At 70.2% G+C, this 17,913-nt stretch carries 17 protein-coding genes; 11 read left to right on the top strand and 6 right to left on the bottom strand.

The annotated features are described in order from the left end of the window. Window positions 1–11 precede the first annotated feature (11 nt). On the top strand, window positions 12–950 hold the full coding sequence (locus ACJ7VY_RS01585) for a UDP-glucuronic acid decarboxylase family protein (RefSeq protein WP_161614173.1): 939 nt from the start codon (window positions 12–14) through the stop codon (window positions 948–950). Next, window positions 947–1,873 (top strand): glycosyltransferase family 2 protein, encoded by a 927-nt coding sequence (locus ACJ7VY_RS01580; RefSeq protein WP_409476232.1) that lies wholly within the window; start codon window positions 947–949, stop codon window positions 1,871–1,873. Before ACJ7VY_RS01585 ends, ACJ7VY_RS01580 begins: the two co-directional genes overlap by 4 nt. Before the next feature lie 40 nt (window positions 1,874–1,913). Here the strand turns inward: ACJ7VY_RS01580 and ACJ7VY_RS01575 are convergent, their stop codons facing one another. The 4 genes from ACJ7VY_RS01575 to def form a co-directional block, all read right to left on the bottom strand. Continuing rightward, entirely contained in the window at window positions 1,914–2,672 is a 759-nt protein-coding gene (locus ACJ7VY_RS01575) for a glycosyltransferase family 25 protein (protein WP_409476231.1), read from the bottom strand. A 237-nt stretch (window positions 2,673–2,909) separates the two neighbouring features. Beyond that, a complete protein-coding gene (rsmB, locus tag ACJ7VY_RS01570) occupies window positions 2,910–4,208 on the bottom strand; it encodes a 16S rRNA (cytosine(967)-C(5))-methyltransferase RsmB (protein WP_409476230.1) in 1,299 nt (432 codons plus the stop codon). 43 nt (window positions 4,209–4,251) lie between these two features. Continuing rightward, the gene (fmt, locus tag ACJ7VY_RS01565) at window positions 4,252–5,175 is read right to left on the bottom strand and encodes a methionyl-tRNA formyltransferase (protein ID WP_104937845.1); all 924 of its coding nucleotides are present in this window, start codon (window positions 5,173–5,175) and stop codon (window positions 4,252–4,254) included. Between the two features lie 88 nt (window positions 5,176–5,263). Next, entirely contained in the window at window positions 5,264–5,779 is a 516-nt protein-coding gene (gene def, locus ACJ7VY_RS01560; RefSeq protein WP_104937844.1) for a peptide deformylase, read from the bottom strand. A gap of 130 nt (window positions 5,780–5,909) precedes the next feature. Here def and ACJ7VY_RS01555 point away from each other — a divergent pair, with 130 nt between their 5' ends. The 8 genes from ACJ7VY_RS01555 to ACJ7VY_RS01520 all read left to right on the top strand — a co-directional run bounded on the left by ACJ7VY_RS01555 (window position 5,910) and on the right by ACJ7VY_RS01520 (window position 14,783). Beyond that, on the top strand, window positions 5,910–7,046 hold the full coding sequence (locus ACJ7VY_RS01555; RefSeq protein ID WP_313256469.1) for a LysM peptidoglycan-binding domain-containing protein: 1,137 nt from the start codon (window positions 5,910–5,912) through the stop codon (window positions 7,044–7,046). 74 nt (window positions 7,047–7,120) lie between these two features. Continuing rightward, complete coding sequence (gene dprA / locus ACJ7VY_RS01550) at window positions 7,121–8,272, top strand: DNA-processing protein DprA (RefSeq protein ID WP_409476229.1); 1,152 nt, start codon at window positions 7,121–7,123, stop codon at window positions 8,270–8,272. 43 nt (window positions 8,273–8,315) lie between these two features. Beyond that, a complete protein-coding gene (locus ACJ7VY_RS01545) occupies window positions 8,316–8,789 on the top strand; it encodes a DUF494 family protein (protein WP_054668528.1) in 474 nt (157 codons plus the stop codon). Between the two features lie 171 nt (window positions 8,790–8,960). Beyond that, the gene (locus ACJ7VY_RS01540; protein WP_409476228.1) at window positions 8,961–9,659 is read left to right on the top strand and encodes a pilin; all 699 of its coding nucleotides are present in this window, start codon (window positions 8,961–8,963) and stop codon (window positions 9,657–9,659) included. Window positions 9,660–9,692: 33 nt separating this feature from the next. Further along, window positions 9,693–10,613: an RDD family protein gene (locus ACJ7VY_RS01535; RefSeq protein WP_409476227.1), complete on the top strand. Its 921-nt coding sequence runs from the start codon at window positions 9,693–9,695 to the stop codon at window positions 10,611–10,613. A 186-nt stretch (window positions 10,614–10,799) separates the two neighbouring features. After that, the gene (locus ACJ7VY_RS01530) at window positions 10,800–13,319 is read left to right on the top strand and encodes a DNA topoisomerase I (protein ID WP_240212861.1); all 2,520 of its coding nucleotides are present in this window, start codon (window positions 10,800–10,802) and stop codon (window positions 13,317–13,319) included. A gap of 131 nt (window positions 13,320–13,450) precedes the next feature. Then, window positions 13,451–14,011: a Sua5/YciO/YrdC/YwlC family protein gene (locus ACJ7VY_RS01525; protein ID WP_409476226.1), complete on the top strand. Its 561-nt coding sequence runs from the start codon at window positions 13,451–13,453 to the stop codon at window positions 14,009–14,011. A gap of 97 nt (window positions 14,012–14,108) precedes the next feature. Further along, window positions 14,109–14,783, top strand: a complete 675-nt coding sequence (locus ACJ7VY_RS01520) for a DUF4124 domain-containing protein (RefSeq protein WP_409476225.1) — start codon at window positions 14,109–14,111, stop codon at window positions 14,781–14,783. A gap of 15 nt (window positions 14,784–14,798) precedes the next feature. Here ACJ7VY_RS01520 and ACJ7VY_RS01515 read toward each other — a convergent pair whose 3' ends face one another. Then, a complete protein-coding gene (locus tag ACJ7VY_RS01515) occupies window positions 14,799–15,572 on the bottom strand; it encodes an SDR family oxidoreductase (RefSeq protein ID WP_104937836.1) in 774 nt (257 codons plus the stop codon). Between the two features lie 90 nt (window positions 15,573–15,662). Here ACJ7VY_RS01515 and ACJ7VY_RS01510 point away from each other — a divergent pair, with 90 nt between their 5' ends. Next, entirely contained in the window at window positions 15,663–15,881 is a 219-nt protein-coding gene (locus tag ACJ7VY_RS01510) for a hypothetical protein (protein ID WP_409476224.1), read from the top strand. 74 nt (window positions 15,882–15,955) lie between these two features. On the opposite strand, the gene sppA is transcribed toward ACJ7VY_RS01510, so the two are convergent. Next, window positions 15,956–17,863, bottom strand: a complete 1,908-nt coding sequence (gene sppA / locus ACJ7VY_RS01505) for a signal peptide peptidase SppA (RefSeq protein ID WP_240212859.1) — start codon at window positions 17,861–17,863, stop codon at window positions 15,956–15,958. Window positions 17,864–17,913: the final 50 nt, after the last annotated feature.

Raw genomic sequence — 17,913 nt, 5'->3', positions numbered from 1 at the left:
GATACCTCCCCATGAAACGCATCCTGGTCACCGGCGGCGCCGGCTTCCTCGGTTCGCACCTGTGCGACCGGCTCGTCGGCAACGGCCACGACGTGCTGTGCGTCGACAACTTCTTCACCGGCAGCAAGCGCAACGTCGCGCACCTGCTGGGCAACCCCGGCTTCGAGCTGATGCGCCACGACGTGACGTTCCCGCTCTACGTCGAGGTCGACCGCATCTTCAACCTCGCCTGCCCGGCCTCGCCGGTTCATTACCAGCACGACCCGGTGCAGACCACCAAGACCAGCGTGCACGGGGCGATCAACATGCTGGGCCTGGCCAAGCGCCTGGACGCACGCATCCTGCAGGCGTCCACCAGCGAGGTCTACGGCGACCCGGAAGTACACCCGCAGCAGGAAGGTTATTGGGGCCGGGTCAATCCGATCGGCATGCGCAGCTGCTACGACGAGGGCAAGCGCTGCGCAGAGACGCTGTTCTTCGACTACTTCCGCCAGCACGGGCTGGACATCAAGGTGGTGCGCATCTTCAACACCTACGGCCCGCGCATGCATCCCAGCGACGGCCGGGTGGTCAGCAACTTCATCGTGCAGGCGCTCAAGGGCGAGGACATCACCATCTACGGCGACGGCAGCCAGACCCGCAGCTTCTGCTACGTGGACGACCTGATCGAGGCCATGCTGCGCATGATGGAAAGCGAGCGCGGCTTCACCGGGCCGGTCAACATCGGCAACCCCGGTGAGTTCACCATGCTGGAACTGGCCGAAAAGGTGATCTCGCTGGTCGGCGGCCGCTCCAGGCTGGTGTTCCAGCCGCTGCCGGAGGACGACCCCAGGCAGCGCCAGCCGGACATCGCCCTGGCCCGGTCCAGCCTGGACTGGGAACCGAAAGTGGCGCTGGACGACGGCCTCAGGGAAACCATCGCCTACTTCCGCCAGGTGCTGGCGGCATGAGTACCACGGCCACCACATTCTCGGTCGTCATCACCAGCTACAACTACCTCCCGTTCGTGGTGGAGGCGGTGGAGAGCGCGCTTGCGCAGACGCGGCCGGCCGCGCAGGTCATCGTCGTCGACGATGGTTCCAGCGACGGCTCGCCGGCGATGCTGCAGCAGCGCTACGGTGCCGATCCGCGGGTGACCCTGCTGTTCGGCGAGAACGCGGGGCAGCTGGCCGCGTTCCAGCGCGGCGTGGCCGCCGCCAGCGCCGACGTGGTCTGTTTCCTGGACGCCGACGACCGCTGGAAACCGCGGTACCTGGAGCAGATCGGCGCGGTCTACGATGCGCGGCGCGATGTCGATTTCGTGTTCAGCGACCTGCAGACCTTCGGCATCGACAACCAGGACATCCTGTACGAGGACAGCAAGAGCCCGATCGACCTGGGCTACACCGCGATCAGCACCTACTTCTTCGTCACCTGGTACGGCGCCCCGACCTCGGCGCTCTCGCTGCGCCGGCGCTGGGCGGACACCGTGCTGGACCTGCCACCCAGCTTCCGCAAACAGTGGAAGCTGTGCGCCGATGCCTGCCTGGTCCACGGCGCCAGCATCCTAGGCGCGCGCAAGTACTACCTGCCCACCGGCTGCGTCGAATACCGGACCCACGGCAGCAACGGCTGGTGGGCGACCCGCCAGCAGCCGGCATCGCTGCACCTCAACGGCCTGCGCAACTACGGGATCGTCCGCCACTACGCCTGGCGCAGCGGGCTGGACGACAACTGCTGCGTGCTGAGCAAGACCGAGTACCGCACCAAGCCCGCACCGACGCGCAAGGAACGCAAACGCTACGCATCGCTGGCGCTGCGCGGCGATGCGCCGTGGTGGAAGCGCTACGAGCGCGCGGCCAGCATCCTGTTCGGCCGCAGGCGCGGCCGCTGACGGCCGGCCGCCGGCAGGACAGCGCGCGGCGCGGCCGGGGTCAGGACGCCGCGCGGGGGCGGACGCGCCCGGGCAGGTTGTGCAGGAACCAGCGCACGTCGAGCTTCAGGCGGTAACCCTCCCGGGCCAGCCAGCGCCACGGCCCCACCGGTTCCTTCTCCCCGGTGCGGGCCTGGATGATCGACTCGAAGCTCTCGTCGCTGCTGACCAGCCCCGGCTTCAGGCCCAGGCATTCCACGCCGTGCAGCCAGGCCAGGTCCATGTAGTCGTCGACCGCGACGAACCACTCGTCCGCATGCTCCAGGAACCGCGCCGCCGCCGCCGGGGCCAGGTAGTAGCCGAAGGTGCACAGTGGGCTGCGCCAGTAACGGTGGAGGACGAAACCGCCGACGCGGCACCAGGGCTCGCTGGCCCGGTCGGCGGCATGCAGGCGGAAGTACCCGACATCCTGCGGCAGCTGATCCAGGTCGGCCAGCAGCGCGGGCAGGCGCGCGTCGATCGCGATGTCGTCTTCCAGCACCAGCATCGGCTGCCCGCTTTCCACGCAGCGTTGCCAGAGCAGGTAGTGGCTGGCCCAGCAGCCGATCTCCCCGGGGCGGAACGGCCTGCCCTTGCGCAGCAGCCGCTTCTTTTCGGCCACATGCGCGAACAGGGGATGCGGCTGGCGCCCGTTCACCGCCTCGAAAAAGCGGAACCGCAGCCCCAGCGCGGCCGCCTGGCGCTGCATCGATGCCCGCCGGTCGGCGGATGCGGGCAGGTTGATGACGTATATCGGCAGTTCGCTGGAGGGCCGAGACATGGGAGGCACTTCTGCATTCGGGGAAACGGACTGCGGCGCAGCAGGCAACGCCCGCCGGCCTGCGCGCGCGGACCAGGCAACCCCCGCCCCAGCGTCACGCAACTCTGGTTGCCTGGCTGGGCGGGGTTTCACAGGGCCCGCACACTTCTTCACAAGCATTGCACGGCGACTGGAAAGCGAATGTAAATGCGCGTTCCGTGATGATGAACACATTCAACAAGCCCGGGCCGGGCCCGGCTAGCCGCGCTTCAGCAGCCGCGCATGGAAGAAGCCATCGCCATCCTGTTCACCGGGCAGGCGCTGCCGCGTCCCGGCATCGCCATGGCCAAACGCGTCCGGCAGCGCGTCGATGCGCGCATCGGCCGTCCGCGCCAGGAAGGACGCGATCTGCTGCTGGTTCTCGCGACGCAGGATCGAGCAGGTGGCGTACACCAGCACGCCGCCGGGCGCCACCACCGGCCACAGCGCATCGAGCAGCCGCGCCTGCTGGGCGACCAGCGCGTCGATGTCGGCGGGGCGCCGGTGCAGCAGCACGTCGGGCTGGCGACGGACCACGCCGGTGGCCGAACACGGGGCATCCAGCAGCACCGCATCGAACGGCTCGCCGTCCCACCATGCGCCGCAATCGGCCGCGTCCGCCGCCCGCACCTGCGCCGACGCACCGACCCCGGTACGGTTGAAGGTCTCGCGGATGCGCTGCAGGCGCCGCGCGTCCACGTCCAGCGCCAGCAGCCGCAGGCCGGGATCACGTTCCAGCAGGTGCGCCGCCTTGCCACCCGGGGCGGCGCAGGCGTCCAGTACCCGCGCGCCGCGCGCGGGCGCCAGCGCGTCGGCCACCTGCTGCGCCGACAGGTCCTGCACCGACACCGCGCCCTCGCCGAAACCCGGCAGGCTGGCGACCGGCACCGCGACCGGCAGGCGGATCGCATCGGCGGCCAGGGCCGACCCTTCCGCTTCGATACCGGCCTCGTGCAGCAGGGCGAGATAGGCGTCGCGCGCATGGCGCTGGCGGTTGACCCGCAGCCACAGCGGCGCTGGCCGCAGGCTCGCGGCGAACACCGCCTCGGCCTGCGCCGGCCAGTCGCGGCGCACATGCTCCTGCAGCCAGACCGGCCATGCGTCCTCGGCACGGACCTCGGGGAAACCTTCACGTTGCGCCCGGCGCAGCACCGCGTTGACCAGCCCGGCCTGGCGCTCGCGTCCGAGCGCGCGCGCCGCGTCCACCGTGGCCGACAGCGCCGCATGGGCCGGCAGCTGCAACGCATCGAGCTGCGCGAAGCCGGCCAGCAGCAGCCCCTTCAGGTCGGCATCGCGCGCGCCCAGGGGCTTCTGCAGCCATTGCCGCAGCGCCTGTTCGTAGAGGGCGTGGCGACGCAGCGCGGCGAAACAGATCGCCTCCAGCAGGGCGCGGTCACGGCCATCGTCCAGCTGCGGCAGCATCGCCGCCAGCTCGGCCTTCAACGAACGGCCGCGGCCGGCCACCGCCGCCAGCACCTTGGCCGCCAGCACGCGCGTCTGCACGCCCGGTTGTTGCACGACGCCGCCCTTCCGCGGCCCGGATACCGAAACCACCATCCGCTCAGCCCTCCACCGGCAGGTCGCGGCGGGCATTGAGGTAGTCGGCGGCGGTGATCGCCTTGCCGCCCTCGCGCTGCACCACGCGCAGGCGCAGGGCACCCTGCCCGCAGGCAATGTCGATGCCCTCGCGGGAGGCGCCGATCACCGTGCCTGGCGCCTTGCCGCGGTTGTCGTCGATGGCCACCGCGCCGTGGATGCGCACGCGCTCGCCAGCCAGCATGGCCTCGGCCACCGGCCACGGGTTGAAGGCGCGCACCCGCCGCGCCAGCGCCGCGGCGTCCTGGCTCCAGTCCAGCCGCGCCTCGGCCTTGTCGAGCTTGTGCGCATAGGTGACCCCGGCCTCGGGCTGCGGCTGCGCCACCGGCTTGAGGCCCGCGCGCAGCAGCCCCAGGCCATCGGACAGCACCCGCGCGCCCATCTCGGCCAGGCGGTCGTGCAGCAGGCCGCCGGTATCGGTGTCGGCAATGGCGGTGTGCTGGCGCAACAGCACCGGCCCGGTATCCAGCCCGGCTTCCATCTGCATCAGGCAGACCCCGGTCTCGCTGTCGCCAGCCTCGATCGCCCGCTGGATCGGCGCCGCGCCACGCCAGCGCGGCAGCAGCGAGGCGTGCACGTTCCAGCAACCATGGGTGGGGATGGCGAGCACCGCCCTGGGCAGGATCAGGCCGTAGGCGACCACGACCATCAGGTCCGGCTGCAGGTCGCGCAGTTGCTGCTGGGCCTCGGGAGTCTTCAGGCTCTCCGGCTGGAACACCGGAATGCCGCGGGCGATGGCATCGAGCTTGACCGGCGACGGCATCAGCCCACGGCCGCGGCCGGCCGGGCGATCGGGCTGGGTGTAGACCGCGACCACCTCGTGGTGGCGCGCGGCCGCGCCGAGCGAGGCGACGGCGAACTCCGGCGTACCGGCAAAAACGATTCTCATGGCAATCCAACTCCCGGAAAGAACGACGGCGCCGGGGTCGGCGCCGTGCGCTGCGCTGGTGCGCGCCCGGCCAGGCCGGGGGCGCGGCTCAGGCGACGTGCTTGCGCTGTTTGGCCAGCTTCTTGCGCACCATCTCGCGCTTGAGCGGCGAGAGGTAATCGATGAACAGCTTGCCGTCCAGGTGATCCATCTCGTGCTGGATGCAGGTGGCCAGCAGGCCATCGGCCGCCAGTTCCTGCGCCTTGCCCTCGCGGTCGAGGAAACGCACCACGATGCTGTCGGCACGGGTCACGTCGGCATAGATGCCGGGCACCGACAGGCAGCCTTCCTGGTAGACCCGGCCGCCTTCGCTGGCGCTGGCGATCTGCGGGTTGATGAACACCTGCGGCGCGTCGTGCTCCTCGCTGACGTCGATCACCATGAAACGCTTGTGCACGTCCACCTGGCTGGCGGCCAGGCCGATGCCGGGGGCGTCGTACATGGTCTGGAACATGTCGTCGAGCAGCTGCTGGAACGCCGGGGTGGTCACTTCGGCAGGGTCGACCGGGACCGCCTTGGTGCGCAGCCGCGGGTCGGGGAATTCGAGAATGGGCAGGAGGGCCATGGGGTGCACCGGAATGGGGATGCCGCACAATTCGGCAGGACGTCCCAATTCTAGCGCCTGCGCTTGCCCCGCGCCCCGGGTTCTGCACTATAGTGCGCGAACCTGTTGGGGAATCAGGCAGATCGCAGCCATGCTGAAACAAATACGTACGGTCGCCGCCGTCGCGTTGCTGACCGTGACGACCTATGCCGTGGCGGTCGAGACGGGCGCCACCCATCCGGACACCTACGTGGTGCGCAAGGGCGACACGCTCTGGGATATCGCCGCCCGTTTCCTGAAGAAGCCGTGGCTTTGGCCGGAAATCTGGCAGGCCAACCCGCAGGTCAAGAATCCGCACCTGATCTACCCGGGCGACGTGCTGAGCCTGGCCTACCTGGACCGGGTGACGCCGCAGGGCAGCATCCAGCCGGGCAAGCGCGACGAAGCGCCGATCAACGCGATCCCGCTGGCGCAGGTTGAACCGTTCCTGAAGAACCTGACCGTCATGGACAGCTTCAAGCAGCTGCCCTACGTGGTCGGCCTGGAAGACAACCGCATGCGCGCCAGCGCCGGGCAGCAGGCCTATGTGCGCGGCCTGCAGGGCGCGCAGGCCGGCCAGCGCTACGCCGTGCTGCGGCCCACGGTGCGGTATGGCCAGCCCAAGCCCAGCGACGACCTGGACGAGCGCGGCAACGTGACCCCGTTCACCGGCGACCTGTGGCGGAGCTACGTGGCCAGCAGCGACCGCCACGAACTGCTGGGCTACGAGCTGGCCCAGGTCGCCACCGGCACGGTCACCCGCGTCGGCAACGGCGAGCACGAGACCAGCACCCTGCTGCTGCAGGCCAGCGGCCGCGAAGTGCGCGCCGGCGACCGCCTGGTCCCCGTGCAGGCCAGCCCCTACGACCTGCAGTTCGTGCCGCACGCCCCCAGTGCGACGATCGCGGACGGCCACCTGCGCGTCCTGGCCGTGGCCGACGCCCTCACCTCGGGCGGTCCGCGCGACGTCATCGCCATTTCCGGCGGCGCCCGCGACGGCATCGACAACGGCACCGTGTTCTCGGTCTGGCGCAGCGGCCGCCATGTCACCGACCGCGTGACCGGCATGGCCACGTCGCGCACCGACGACGGGCTCAAGCCCGGCGCTGGCCGCGTGTCGCTGCCGGCCGAGTATGCCGCGCACGCCATGGTGTTCCGCACCTTCGACCGGGTCAGCTATGCGCTGGTGATGGAAGGCACCAAGCCGGCGCGCGTGGGTTACGAGCTCAAGCATCCGGACGCGCAGTAGGCGCGGCGTAATCCTATGCAGCAGCACGACGGCGCCCGAGGGCGCCGTCGTCGTTTCCGGGCCAGCATCCGCGCATGCCCGCCTTTACCGACCCTGCCGGCGCGTGCGCAGACGAAGCCCAGGCGCTGCTGGCGCTGGTGCTGGCCGGCGGCAGCGCCCGGCCGCTGCGCGATCTGCTCGACTACTGCGGCAGCGCACGCCACGCGCTGGCTGCCGGGCGCCCCGCGTGGCAGGCCGTCGGCCTGGACCGGCAGCAGGCGCAGGCGCTGGTCGCGCCGGCACCGGCGCGCATGGCGCAGGCACGTCGCTGGCTGGAGCATCCGCGCCACCACCTGCTCGGCTGGGGCGATGAGGACTACCCGCCCCTGCTGCGGCGTTGCCCGAATCCCCCGCTGGCCCTGTTCGTCGATGGCGACCCGGTCTGCCTGTGGCAGCCGGCCATCGCCATCGTCGGCAGCCGCAATCCCAGCGCGGGGGGCCGCGACAACGCCTACGCGTTCGCGCGCGAGCTGTCGGCGGGCGGGCTGGCGATCGGCAGCGGCCTGGCCGCCGGCATCGACGCCGCCGCCCACCGCGCCGCGCTGGATGCCGGCGGTGCCACGTTCGCGGTGATCGGCACCGGCCCGGACCTGGCGTACCCACGCCGCCATGCCCCGCTCCAAGAGCAGGTCGCCGCGACCGGAGCGGTGGTCAGCGAGTACCCACCCGGCACGCCACCGCGCAACGGCCAGTTTCCCGCCCGCAACCGGCTGCTCGCCGCGCTGTGCCTGGGTACGGTGGTGGTCGAAGCCGCCGCGCGCTCCGGCGCGCTGATCACCGCGCGGCTGGCGGCCGAAGCCGGTCGTGAAGTGTTCGCGGTGCCCGGATCGATCGGCAACGCCATGGCGTGCGGCTGCCATCGCCTGATACGCGACGGTGCAATCCTGGTGACACAACCGGCGGACATTATGGAAGGCGTGGCCAATCTGGCCGGCGAACTGGCGGGCGCCTTGCAAAACCGGTTGCTGACCCCCATTCCTGAGGCCCCGGGCAGCCCTTGCCCGGCCCCCACCCCACCGGACCCGGACTACCAGCGCTTGTGGAATGCGCTGGGTTACGACCCAACCGGTATGGATTCGTTGATCAGGCGCACTGGATTGACGGCCAGCAGGCTGTCATCCATGCTGCTGGTCATGGAACTGGAAGGGAAGGTGTCGTCCGCATACGGCTGCTACACCCGCACCTGAGGTTCCTTCACCTCCACAGCGCCGCATGGCGCAGGCCGAGGCAATGAAAGAGAGCATCCTGGACGTCCTGCTGTATCTGTTCGAACACTATTTCAGCGAGGACGCCGATCTCATCCGAGACCGCGACTCCCTGCAGAACGGCCTGATCCAGGCCGGTTTCAGCCCCACCGAGATCAGCAAGGCCTTCGACTGGCTCGATGCCCTGGCCGAGCAGCGCCCGGCCGTGGGCCAGGCGCGGGTGGACGGGCCGGTACGCATCTTCCATGGCCCGGAGCTGGACAAGCTGGACGTGGAGAGCCGCGGGTTCCTGCTGTTCCTGGAACAGCACGGCATCCTCGATGCCGACCAGCGCGAACTGGTGCTGGACCGGGCGATGGCGCTGGACCAGGACGAACTGGACCTGGACGACCTCAAGTGGGTGGTGCTGATGGTGCTGTTCAACCAGCCAGGCGCGGAAGCCGCCTATGCGTGGATGGAAACGCAGATGTTCGTCGACGAGCCCGAGCCGCTGCACTGAGGATCGACGGCGTGGCGCATCGCGCGCCACCGTGAGCGCCCGCGCGGCGCTGACGACCCCGCCACCGGACTCCTGGCGGCATGGCGGGCGGCCAACCGGCACCGGCAGCGGAAAGGACATCCCCCGCGCGCCACGACGCGCCCCACCCTGGACAGCCACAAGGAGCCCCCCGTGAGCCAGTGGTTCTATGCCGAGGGCAACCGCGAACGCCGCGGCCCCCTGCCCGCAGCGAGCATCGTCGAGCTGTTCCGCTCCAACCGCATCGCCGGCGACACCCTGGTCTGGCGCGAGGGCGCCAGCGACTGGCGGCCACTGGCCGACTTCGCCGCCGAGCTCGGCCTGGACATGCCCGCGGGCCAATCCTCCGCGCCGCCGCTGCCACCGCCGGTGCAACAGGCACCTATCGTCGCTCCGGCGCCGCCACGGCCCGGACTGTCCGGGTGCGCCGTGGCCGGCATCGTCGCCGCGGTTGCGGGCGTCGCGCTGCTGGCGATCGGCGGCATTCTGGCCGCCATCGCCATACCCGCCTACAACAGCTACCTGACCCGCGCGAAGGCGACCGCGGCGTGGGCGCAGCTGCAGCCACTCACCCAGGACGTGGCGCGGTTCGCCAGCGCCAGCGGCCACTGCCCGGTCAACGGCGACAGCGGCTTCGACAGCCCGGAAAGCTACGCCGCCGGCGATGTCGCAAGCGCGCGCATCGGCCGTTTCGAGAACGGCCACTGCGGCGTGGAGGCGCGTTTCCAGGTGCCCGGCAGGCAGGCGCTTGACGGCAAGCACCTCTGGCTCGACTACGATACGCAGACCGCCACCTGGACATGCCGGTCCGACGTGGCGGACGAACATCTGCCAGCCCAGTGCCGCGGCTGAGCCGGGACGCACACACTTCACAGGGGAATATTGATGAGTCAGTGGTATTACGCCGATGCGCAGCGCGAGCGGCATGGGCCGGTCGAAGCCGACGTGCTGCGCGACAAGTTCCGCAGGAACGAGCTGGACCTGGGCAGCCTGGTCTGGCGCGAAGGCATGTCGCAGTGGCAGCCGCTCTCGGCGATGGCCGAGGAGCTGCAGCTGCTGGTGCCGGCGGCCGCCGGTACCGGCATCGACCTGCGCGCGGACTACCAGGCGATCGAGGACGGCAGCGCCGTCGCCAAGGCCAGTGCGGCGGCCCAGTCGCCCTATGCCGCGCCCACCAGCGCCGCCACCGGCGAAGCGGTGGTCGGCGGCGGCGAGATCGTCTACGCCGGCTTCTGGAAGCGCGTGGCGGCCTATTTCATCGACAGCCTGGTCGTGGGCATCGTCGGCGGCGTTATCGCGATGGTCATCGGCATGGTGCTGGGCATCGGTATGGCCGGCATCGGCGGCGGCAGCGACGCCATGGGCGCGGGCTTCATCGCGATCCAGCTGCTGACCAACCTGGTCTCCATCGGCCTGGCCGCCGCCTACTACGCGGTCTTCCATGCCTCGTCCGGCAAGGCCACCCTGGGCAAGATGGCGGTGGGCATCAAGGTGGTGCGCAGCAACGGCGAGCGGATCACCATCGCCCGCGGCATCGGCCGCTACTTCGCGGCCATGCTCAGCGGCCTGATCCTGTGCATCGGCTACCTGATGGCCGCCTTCACCGAGCGCAAGCAGAGCCTGCACGACATGATCTGCGACACCCTGGTGGTGGACAAATGGGCCTTCACCGACCACCCGGAGTGGCAGCAGCGCGGGCTGGGCACGGTGACCATCGTGATCCTGTCGCTGTTCGGCGTGATGGTGCTGGTTGGCATCGTCGCGCTGCTGGCGATCATCGGCATCGCCGCCTCCAACTTCAGCTGAGTCACATGCCGCCGCTTGACAACGGCGGCCTCTCCGTGATTTCTCTGGACAAGGAAAGCTGAACGCCCGGGCCCTGCCCGGGCGTTGCGCATCTCCGCATCGGCCCCGCGGCTTCACTATCGGGCGCGTTTGCGCCACCCTAGCGCCCCCCACCGGGCCCCGCCCTCCCCGCAAGAACCCACTGACATGCCCAAGCACCTGCTCATCGTCGAATCGCCCGCCAAGGCCAAGACGATCAACAAATACCTCGGCAAGGACTTCACCGTCCTGGCCTCGTATGGGCACGTGCGCGACCTGGTCCCGAAGGAAGGCGCGGTCGATCCGGACCACGGCTTCGCGATGCGCTACGACCTGATCGAGAAGAACGAGAAGCACGTCGAGGCCATCGCCAAGGCCGCCAAGGGCGCCGACGACATCTTCCTGGCGACCGACCCGGACCGCGAGGGCGAGGCCATCAGCTGGCACATCGCCGAGATCCTGAAGGAACGCGGGCTGCTGAAGGACAAGTCGATGCAGCGCGTGGTCTTCACCGAGATCACCCCGCGCGCGATCAAGGAGGCGATGGCGCAGCCGCGCGCCATCGCCGACAACCTGGTCGACGCCCAGCAGGCGCGGCGCGCGCTGGATTACCTGGTCGGCTTCAACCTCTCCCCGGTGCTGTGGCGCAAGGTGCAGCGCGGCCTGTCCGCCGGCCGCGTGCAGAGCCCGGCGCTGCGCATGATCGTCGAGCGCGAAGAGGAGATCGAGGCGTTCAAGGCCCGCGAGTACTGGTCGATCCAGGCCGACTGCGCGCATCCGACCCAGCATTTCTCGGCCAAGCTGATCAAGCTGGACGGGCAGAAGTTCGAGCAGTTCACCATCACCGACGGCGACACCGCCGAGGCCGCGCGCCTGCGCATCCAGCAGGCCGCGCAGGGCCGCCTGCACGTCACCGACGTCGCCAGCAAGGAGCGCAAGCGCCGCCCGGCGCCGCCGTTCACCACCTCCACCCTGCAGCAGGAAGCCTCGCGCAAGCTCGGCTTCACCACGCGCAAGACCATGCAGGTGGCGCAGAAGCTGTACGAAGGCGTGGCGATCGGCGAGGAAGGCACCGTCGGCCTGATCTCCTACATGCGTACCGACTCGGTGAACCTGTCGCAGGACGCGCTGGTCGAGATCCGCGACGTGATCGCCCGCGACTACGGCACCGCCTCGCTGCCGGACAAGCCCAACACCTACACCACCAAGAGCAAGAACGCCCAGGAAGCGCACGAAGCGGTGCGCCCGACCTCGGCGCTGCGCACACCGGCGCAGGTGGCCAGGTTCCTGACCGACGACGAGCGCCGGCTGTACGAGCTGATCTGGAAGCGCGCCGTGGCCTGCCAGATGATCCCGGCCACGCTCAACACGGTCAGCGTCGACCTGTCCGCCGGCAGCGAACACGTGTTCCGCGCCAGCGGCACCACCGTGGTGGTGCCCGGCTTCCTGGCCGTCTACGAGGAAGGCAAGGACAGCAGGAATGCCGAGGACGAGGACGAAGGCCGCAAGCTGCCGGCGATGAAACCCGGCGACAACGTGCCGCTGGAACGCATCGGGGCCGAACAGCATTTCACCCAGCCGCCGCCGCGCTTCACCGAAGCGGCGCTGGTCAAGGCACTGGAGGAATACGGCATCGGCCGCCCCTCGACCTACGCCTCGATCATCCAGACCCTGCTGTTCCGCAAGTACGCCGAGATGGAAGGCCGCAGCTTCAAGCCCACCGACGTCGGCCGCGCGGTCAGCAAGTTCCTGTCCAGCCACTTCACCCGCTACGTCGACTACGACTTCACCGCCCGGCTCGAGGACGAGCTGGACGCGGTGTCGCGCGGCGAAGAGGAATGGGTGCCGCTGATGGAGCGCTTCTGGGGCCCGTTCAAGGAGCTGGTCAGCGACAAGAGCGAATCGCTGGACCGCACCGACGCGGGCAGCGCGCGCGTGCTCGGCACCGACCCGGGCAGCGGCAAGGAAGTGAGCGCGCGCATCGGCCGCTTCGGGCCGATGGTGCAGATCGGCACCGTGGATGACGAGGAGAAGCCGAAGTTCGCCTCGCTTCAGCCCGGCCAGAGCATCTACTCCATCTCGCTGGAGGACGCGCTGAAGCTGTTCGACATGCCGCGCAGGCTCGGCGCCGACGCCAATGGCGAGGAAGTGAGCGTGGGCATCGGCCGCTTCGGCCCGTTCGCCAAGCGCGGCAGCACCTATGCCTCGCTGAAGAAGGAGGACGATCCGTACAAGATCGACCTGGCGCGCGCGCTGTTCCTGATCGAGGAAAAGGAAGAGATCGCCCGCAACCGCATCATCAAGGAGTTCGAGGGTTCGGACATCCAGGTGCTCAACGGCCGTTTCGGGCCCTACATCAGCGACGGCACCCTCAATGGCAAGATCCCCAAGGACCGCGAGCCGGCCTCGCTGACCCTGGCCGAGGTCCAGCAGCTGATGGCCGAGACCGGCAAGCCGGCACGCAAGGGCTTCGGCGCGAAGAAGGCCGCGGCCAAGAAGGCTGCCGTCAAGAAGACCACGGTGAAGAAGGACGCCGCGCCGAAGAAGCCGGCCGCCAAGAAGGCACCGGCCAGGAAGGCGGCGGCCAAGAAGGCCACGGCCACCAAGACCACGGCGAAGAAGGCCGTCAAGAAAGCCGTGGTGAAGGCCGCGGGCAAACCGGCGGCCGACGACGCGCCGCCGTTCTGAGCGCCGTCTCGCCCTGCCGCCCCGGCAGGGGGATAATCGCGTACCTGTACCAGGCCGCCCACGGGCGGTCTGGCGCGTCTGGCCTCCCTGCGTTCCCGCGGCCACCGCCGCGGTAGCCAACGGTACCCCCGATGATTGAATTCGATCTGCAGAACGTGGTCCCGGCGCTGCGCGCCGGAAGCGTCATCGCCTATCCGACCGAAGCGGTCTGGGGCCTGGGCTGCGACCCGGCCAACGAAACGGCGGTGATGAAACTGCTGGCGCTCAAGCAGCGGCCGGTCGAGAAGGGCATGATCCTGGTCGCCGCCGACGTGACGCAGCTGCAAGGCTGGGTGCGGCTGGACGCGCTGGCCGACGACCGCCGCCAGGCGGTGCTGGACAGCTGGCCCGGGGCCCATACCTGGATCGTGCCGGCCGGGCCGCTCGCCCCGCGCTGGATCACCGGCGAACACAGCGGCATCGCGGTGCGGGTCAGCGCGCATCCGCAGGTACACGCCCTGTGCCAGGCCTGGGGCGGCCCGCTGGTCTCGACCAGCGCCAACCTCGCCGGGCAGCCTCCGGCACGCGCCCGCGACCAGCTCGACCCGGCCCTGCTGGCGCAGCTCGACGGGCTGCTCAATGGCGCCACCGGCGGGCTGGCGCAACCCACCCGCATCCGCGTCGCCGCCACCGGCCAGGTGCTGCGCGAGTAAGCCACCCGGCGCGGGGTCCCGGGGGCGGCAGGCGCCCACCACCACGACCGGAAACGCCCGCCTACCCGCGGTCCGCCAGATGCGGCACCATGGCCGCATGCGCGTCCGCCTGCTCCTGCCCGGGTTCCTGGGCCTGCTGCCCGCCATGGCGATGGCCACCGAGCCGCCGCCGGCCGACAGCGTGCGCATTTACCGCTGCGTGGCTGCCAATGGCGCGGTCACGCTGCAGGACGCCCCGTGTGCCGGTACGCATCGGCAGCAGGTGCTGGACATGCAGCGCCCCCGGGATCCACCGCCGCGGCCGGCGCTGGCGCCCGCCACTGCGCCCGCGCCACCGCCACCGGAACGCGAAGTGCGCATCGTCACCGTGCAGCCGCCGCAGCCCCTGTACGAGTGCATCGCGCCGGATGGCGGGCGCTACACCAGCGAAGACGGTCTCGGCACGCCGCGCTGGGTGCCGCTGTGGGTCGGCGGCTACCCCCCGCCCGGGCGCATCGGCACCGCGCCACCGGCTTCCGGTGGCGGCATGGTCGCGGGCGGACGGCCCGGCCACGGCCACCCGCACCCCGGCGGCGCCGTCATCGCCAGCGGCACCTGGGTCCGCGATGTCTGTCACCCGCTGCCACAACAGGAAGTGTGCGCGCGCCTGCGCGACCGTCGCTGGGAACTGGTGCGCCGCTACAACAGCGCGCTGCAGAGCGAACGCCAGGCCCTCACCCGGGAACAGCGCGGCATCGAGGCACGGCTGGACCGCGATTGCGGCGGCCATTGACGCCGCCGGCGCGGCTCAGAACCCGTAGCGCAGGAAGCCGCCGTCCACCGCGATGCACTCGCCGGTGACATAGCTCGACGCCGGCAGGCACAGGAAGCCGACCGCCGCGGCCACTTCCTCCGGCTCGCCGATGCGGCGCATCGGCGTGCGCGCGATCACTTCGTCGTAGTAGTCGGCGTCGGACAGCGGCCCGGAGGTGCGCCGGGTGCGGATATACCACGGCGCCACCGAGTTCACCCGGATGCCGTCCTCGGCCCATTCGCAGGCAAGGTTGCGGGTCATCTGCTGCAGCGCCGCCTTGGTCATGCCGTAGACCACGCCACTGCGCACGTGGGTGATGCCGGACACGCTGCCGACGTTGACGATGGCCGACGCGGCGTGGCGGGTGAGCAGCGGGTAGGCATAGCGCGACAGCTCGAACGCCGAGAACAGGTTGGTCTCGAAAATCCCGCGCCACTCGTCCTCGCTGTAGTCGTTGGCCGGCTTGGTGATGTTGCCGCCGGCGTTGTTGACCAGCAGGTTCAACCCGCCATGGTCTTCGACCCAGTCCAGGATCGCCTGGCGGTCCTCGTCGTCGGCGACGTCGGCCGACAGGCCGTGGATGGCGCGGCCGGGGAATTCGTCGGCCAGGTCGTCGCGCGCCTGCGCCAGCGCGTCGGCATCGCGCGCCACCAGCAACAGGTCGGCCCCGAATCCAAGCAGTTCGCGCGCGATGGCCAGGCCGATGCCGGCGCTGGCGCCGGTGATCAGTGCGGTCTGTCCGTCCAGCCGCCAGCGGTTCGTGTTCATGGGTGAAGGATACCGCCGCGCCGGCCGCGGGTCAGGTTGCGGCCGTGGCGGTGTGTCACGATGGACGCCTGCCCGCACAGGAGCACGCCGATGGACATCCGTCATTGCCTGCTGCCGATGGCCCTGGCCCTGCTGGCCGGTTGCGGCAGGCCGCAGCCGCCGGAGACCGAGCGCCGGCCCGATCCCCAGGCCGCGGTGCCGCACCGCGCTGGCCTGCCCGCGCGGACGCCGGCCGGCGGCACCGCTGCCGATACGGTCGCGGCTGCCGGGGCACGGATGCATGCACGGCCGGTCGGCCGCGCACCGTAGCCACGCGCGCACCACACGGTTGAAACGACAACGCCGCCCGGGGGCGGCGTTGCCAGGTCACGCGGTGGCGGCGCTTACAGACCGCAGAAGCAGTAGGCCAGCGCCTTGACCGGCGCGCCGTTGCGGTCCTTCACCGCATCCTCGACGAAGCGCAGCTGCGCGTCCATTTCCGGCAGGGTGCGCGCCAGCATCAACCGCGCCAGGCTGGAATCGGACAGCATCCAGGCGCCGGCGCGGCTGCCGGCGAAGCCGGTCATGAACTGCGCGAACGGCGTGGCTGCCTTCTCGATGTAGTTCACCCGGTACTTGTCCGGCTCGCCGAGCTTGGCGCGCCCGGCGGCATCGGCGATCGCGGCCTTGAGGCCACCGAACGCGTCCACCAGCCCGCGTTCCTTGGCCTGCGCACCGCTCCACACGCGGCCACGCGCGACCTCGTCGATGGCATCCACGTCGCGGTCGCGCGCCTGCGCCACCTTGCCGGTGAAGTCGGCGTAGCCCTTGTCGATGACCGACTGCACCACGCGGCCCACCGCCGGATCCATCGGCCGGGTGACGTCGAACGCGCCGGCGAAACGGGTGGTACCCACGCCATCGGTATGCACGCCGATCTTGTCCAGGCTGCGCGCGAAGTTGGGAATCATGCCGAAGATGCCGATCGAACCGGTGATGGTCGATTCGTCGGCGTAGATGCGGTCGGCGTTCATGCTGATCCAGTAGCCGCCGGACGCGGCCAGGTCGCCCATCGACACCACCACCGGCTTGCCGGCGGCCTTGAGCGCCTCGACCTCGCGGCGGATCTGCTCGGAGGCGAAGACTTCGCCGCCCGGGGAATCCACGCGCAGCACCACCGCCTTGACGTCGTCGTCGTCGCGCGCGGCGCGCAGCAGCGCCGAGGTGGAGACGCCGCCAACGCGGCCGGCCGGCAGGTCGCCGCCGGCGATCTCGCCCTCGGCCACCACCACCGCCACCTGCGGACGGTGATCGATAGGCGAGCGGCGCGCATCGACCTGGGTCAGGTAGTCGCCCAGCGCGATCTGGCGGAAGCCGCCCTCGGCGTCGCTGTCGGCCACGCCACGCTGGGTGAGCAGCGTTTCCACTTCCTCGCGGGTCTTGAGCCCGTCCACCAGCTTCTGCTGCAGGGCGAAGCGCGCCAGGTCGCCACCGGCGGCGGCGATGCCCTCGGGCAGGGTGTCGATGCCGGCGGCCAGCTGCGCGGCGTCGAGCTTGCGCGCCTTGGCGATGTCGCCCAGGTAGCGCTGCCACACGTCGTTCATCCAGAACAGGTCGGCTTCCTTGGCCTGCGGCGAGGCGGCATCGAGCACGTAGGGCTCGGCGGCCGACTTGTACTCACCCACCTTGAACAGGTGCACGTCCACGCCCAGCTTGTCCTGCAGGCCGCTGCGGAAGTACTGGCGGTAGCGGCCCAGCCCCTCGAGCAGCAGGCTGCCCATCGGGTCCAGGTAGACCTCGTCGGCCTGCGCGGCCAACAGGTACTGCGACTGGTTCATGTTCTCGCTGAAGGCCACCAGCTGCTTGCCGGAGGCGCGCAGTTCCTGCAGCGCGGCGGCCACTTCGCGCATCGAGGCGAAGCCGGAGGGCTGCAGCTTGTCCAGCTCCAGCACCACGCGTTCGATCTTCTTGTCGTCGCGCGCGGCCTCGATGGCGCGGATCAGGTCGCGCAGCTGGATCTCCTCGGCGTTGTTGTCGCCCACCGCCTTGGCCAGCGCGCGGCTCACCGGATCGGTGCTGTACTGCTCGACCAGCCGGCCTTCCGGGGCGATCACCAGGGTGGTGCGGTCCTGCAGGATCTTGGCCGACGATGCGCCCTTGCCCATCGCCACCATCATCACGATCAGCACCAGGAACAGCAGGCCGAAGAACACGAGGTTGAGGATCAGCCGCCGGGTGAAGTTCATCACGTCCCACAGCCCGACGAAAAAGCGGGCGATGGGGTTGCGGCGAGGCAGCGGTGGGGGATTCATGGACGCTCCGGAAGGGGCTTGTTGCAAAGCAGGATACCCATAACCGGCGG

It is taken from the genome of Stenotrophomonas sp. Y-13, assembly GCF_046267925.1.
In the GTDB taxonomy this organism is placed as follows: Bacteria; Pseudomonadota; Gammaproteobacteria; order Xanthomonadales; family Xanthomonadaceae; genus Stenotrophomonas; species Stenotrophomonas acidaminiphila_A.
The sequence above is the reverse complement of the archived record's forward strand: the minus strand, read 5'-3'. Positions and strand labels throughout refer to the sequence as shown.

What these genes read in the sequence shown, in the direction of transcription:
- ACJ7VY_RS01515 (WP_104937836.1), bottom strand. Translation starts at nt 15,572, where the DNA reads ATGAACACGAACCGCTGGCGGCTGGACGGACAGACCGCACTGATCACC.
- ACJ7VY_RS01555 (WP_313256469.1), top strand. Translation starts at nt 5,910, where the DNA reads ATGCTGAAACAAATACGTACGGTCGCCGCCGTCGCGTTGCTGACCGTG.
- fmt (WP_104937845.1), bottom strand. Translation starts at nt 5,175, where the DNA reads ATGAGAATCGTTTTTGCCGGTACGCCGGAGTTCGCCGTCGCCTCGCTC.
- ACJ7VY_RS01585 (WP_161614173.1), top strand. Translation starts at nt 12, where the DNA reads ATGAAACGCATCCTGGTCACCGGCGGCGCCGGCTTCCTCGGTTCGCAC.
- def (WP_104937844.1), bottom strand. Translation starts at nt 5,779, where the DNA reads ATGGCCCTCCTGCCCATTCTCGAATTCCCCGACCCGCGGCTGCGCACC.
- ACJ7VY_RS01545 (WP_054668528.1), top strand. Translation starts at nt 8,316, where the DNA reads ATGAAAGAGAGCATCCTGGACGTCCTGCTGTATCTGTTCGAACACTAT.
- ACJ7VY_RS01530 (WP_240212861.1), top strand. Translation starts at nt 10,800, where the DNA reads ATGCCCAAGCACCTGCTCATCGTCGAATCGCCCGCCAAGGCCAAGACG.
- ACJ7VY_RS01525 (WP_409476226.1), top strand. Translation starts at nt 13,451, where the DNA reads ATGATTGAATTCGATCTGCAGAACGTGGTCCCGGCGCTGCGCGCCGGA.
- sppA (WP_240212859.1), bottom strand. Translation starts at nt 17,863, where the DNA reads ATGAATCCCCCACCGCTGCCTCGCCGCAACCCCATCGCCCGCTTTTTC.
- ACJ7VY_RS01520 (WP_409476225.1), top strand. Translation starts at nt 14,109, where the DNA reads ATGCGCGTCCGCCTGCTCCTGCCCGGGTTCCTGGGCCTGCTGCCCGCC.
- ACJ7VY_RS01535 (WP_409476227.1), top strand. Translation starts at nt 9,693, where the DNA reads ATGAGTCAGTGGTATTACGCCGATGCGCAGCGCGAGCGGCATGGGCCG.
- ACJ7VY_RS01510 (WP_409476224.1), top strand. Translation starts at nt 15,663, where the DNA reads ATGGACATCCGTCATTGCCTGCTGCCGATGGCCCTGGCCCTGCTGGCC.
- dprA (WP_409476229.1), top strand. Translation starts at nt 7,121, where the DNA reads ATGCCCGCCTTTACCGACCCTGCCGGCGCGTGCGCAGACGAAGCCCAG.
- ACJ7VY_RS01580 (WP_409476232.1), top strand. Translation starts at nt 947, where the DNA reads ATGAGTACCACGGCCACCACATTCTCGGTCGTCATCACCAGCTACAAC.
- ACJ7VY_RS01575 (WP_409476231.1), bottom strand. Translation starts at nt 2,672, where the DNA reads ATGTCTCGGCCCTCCAGCGAACTGCCGATATACGTCATCAACCTGCCC.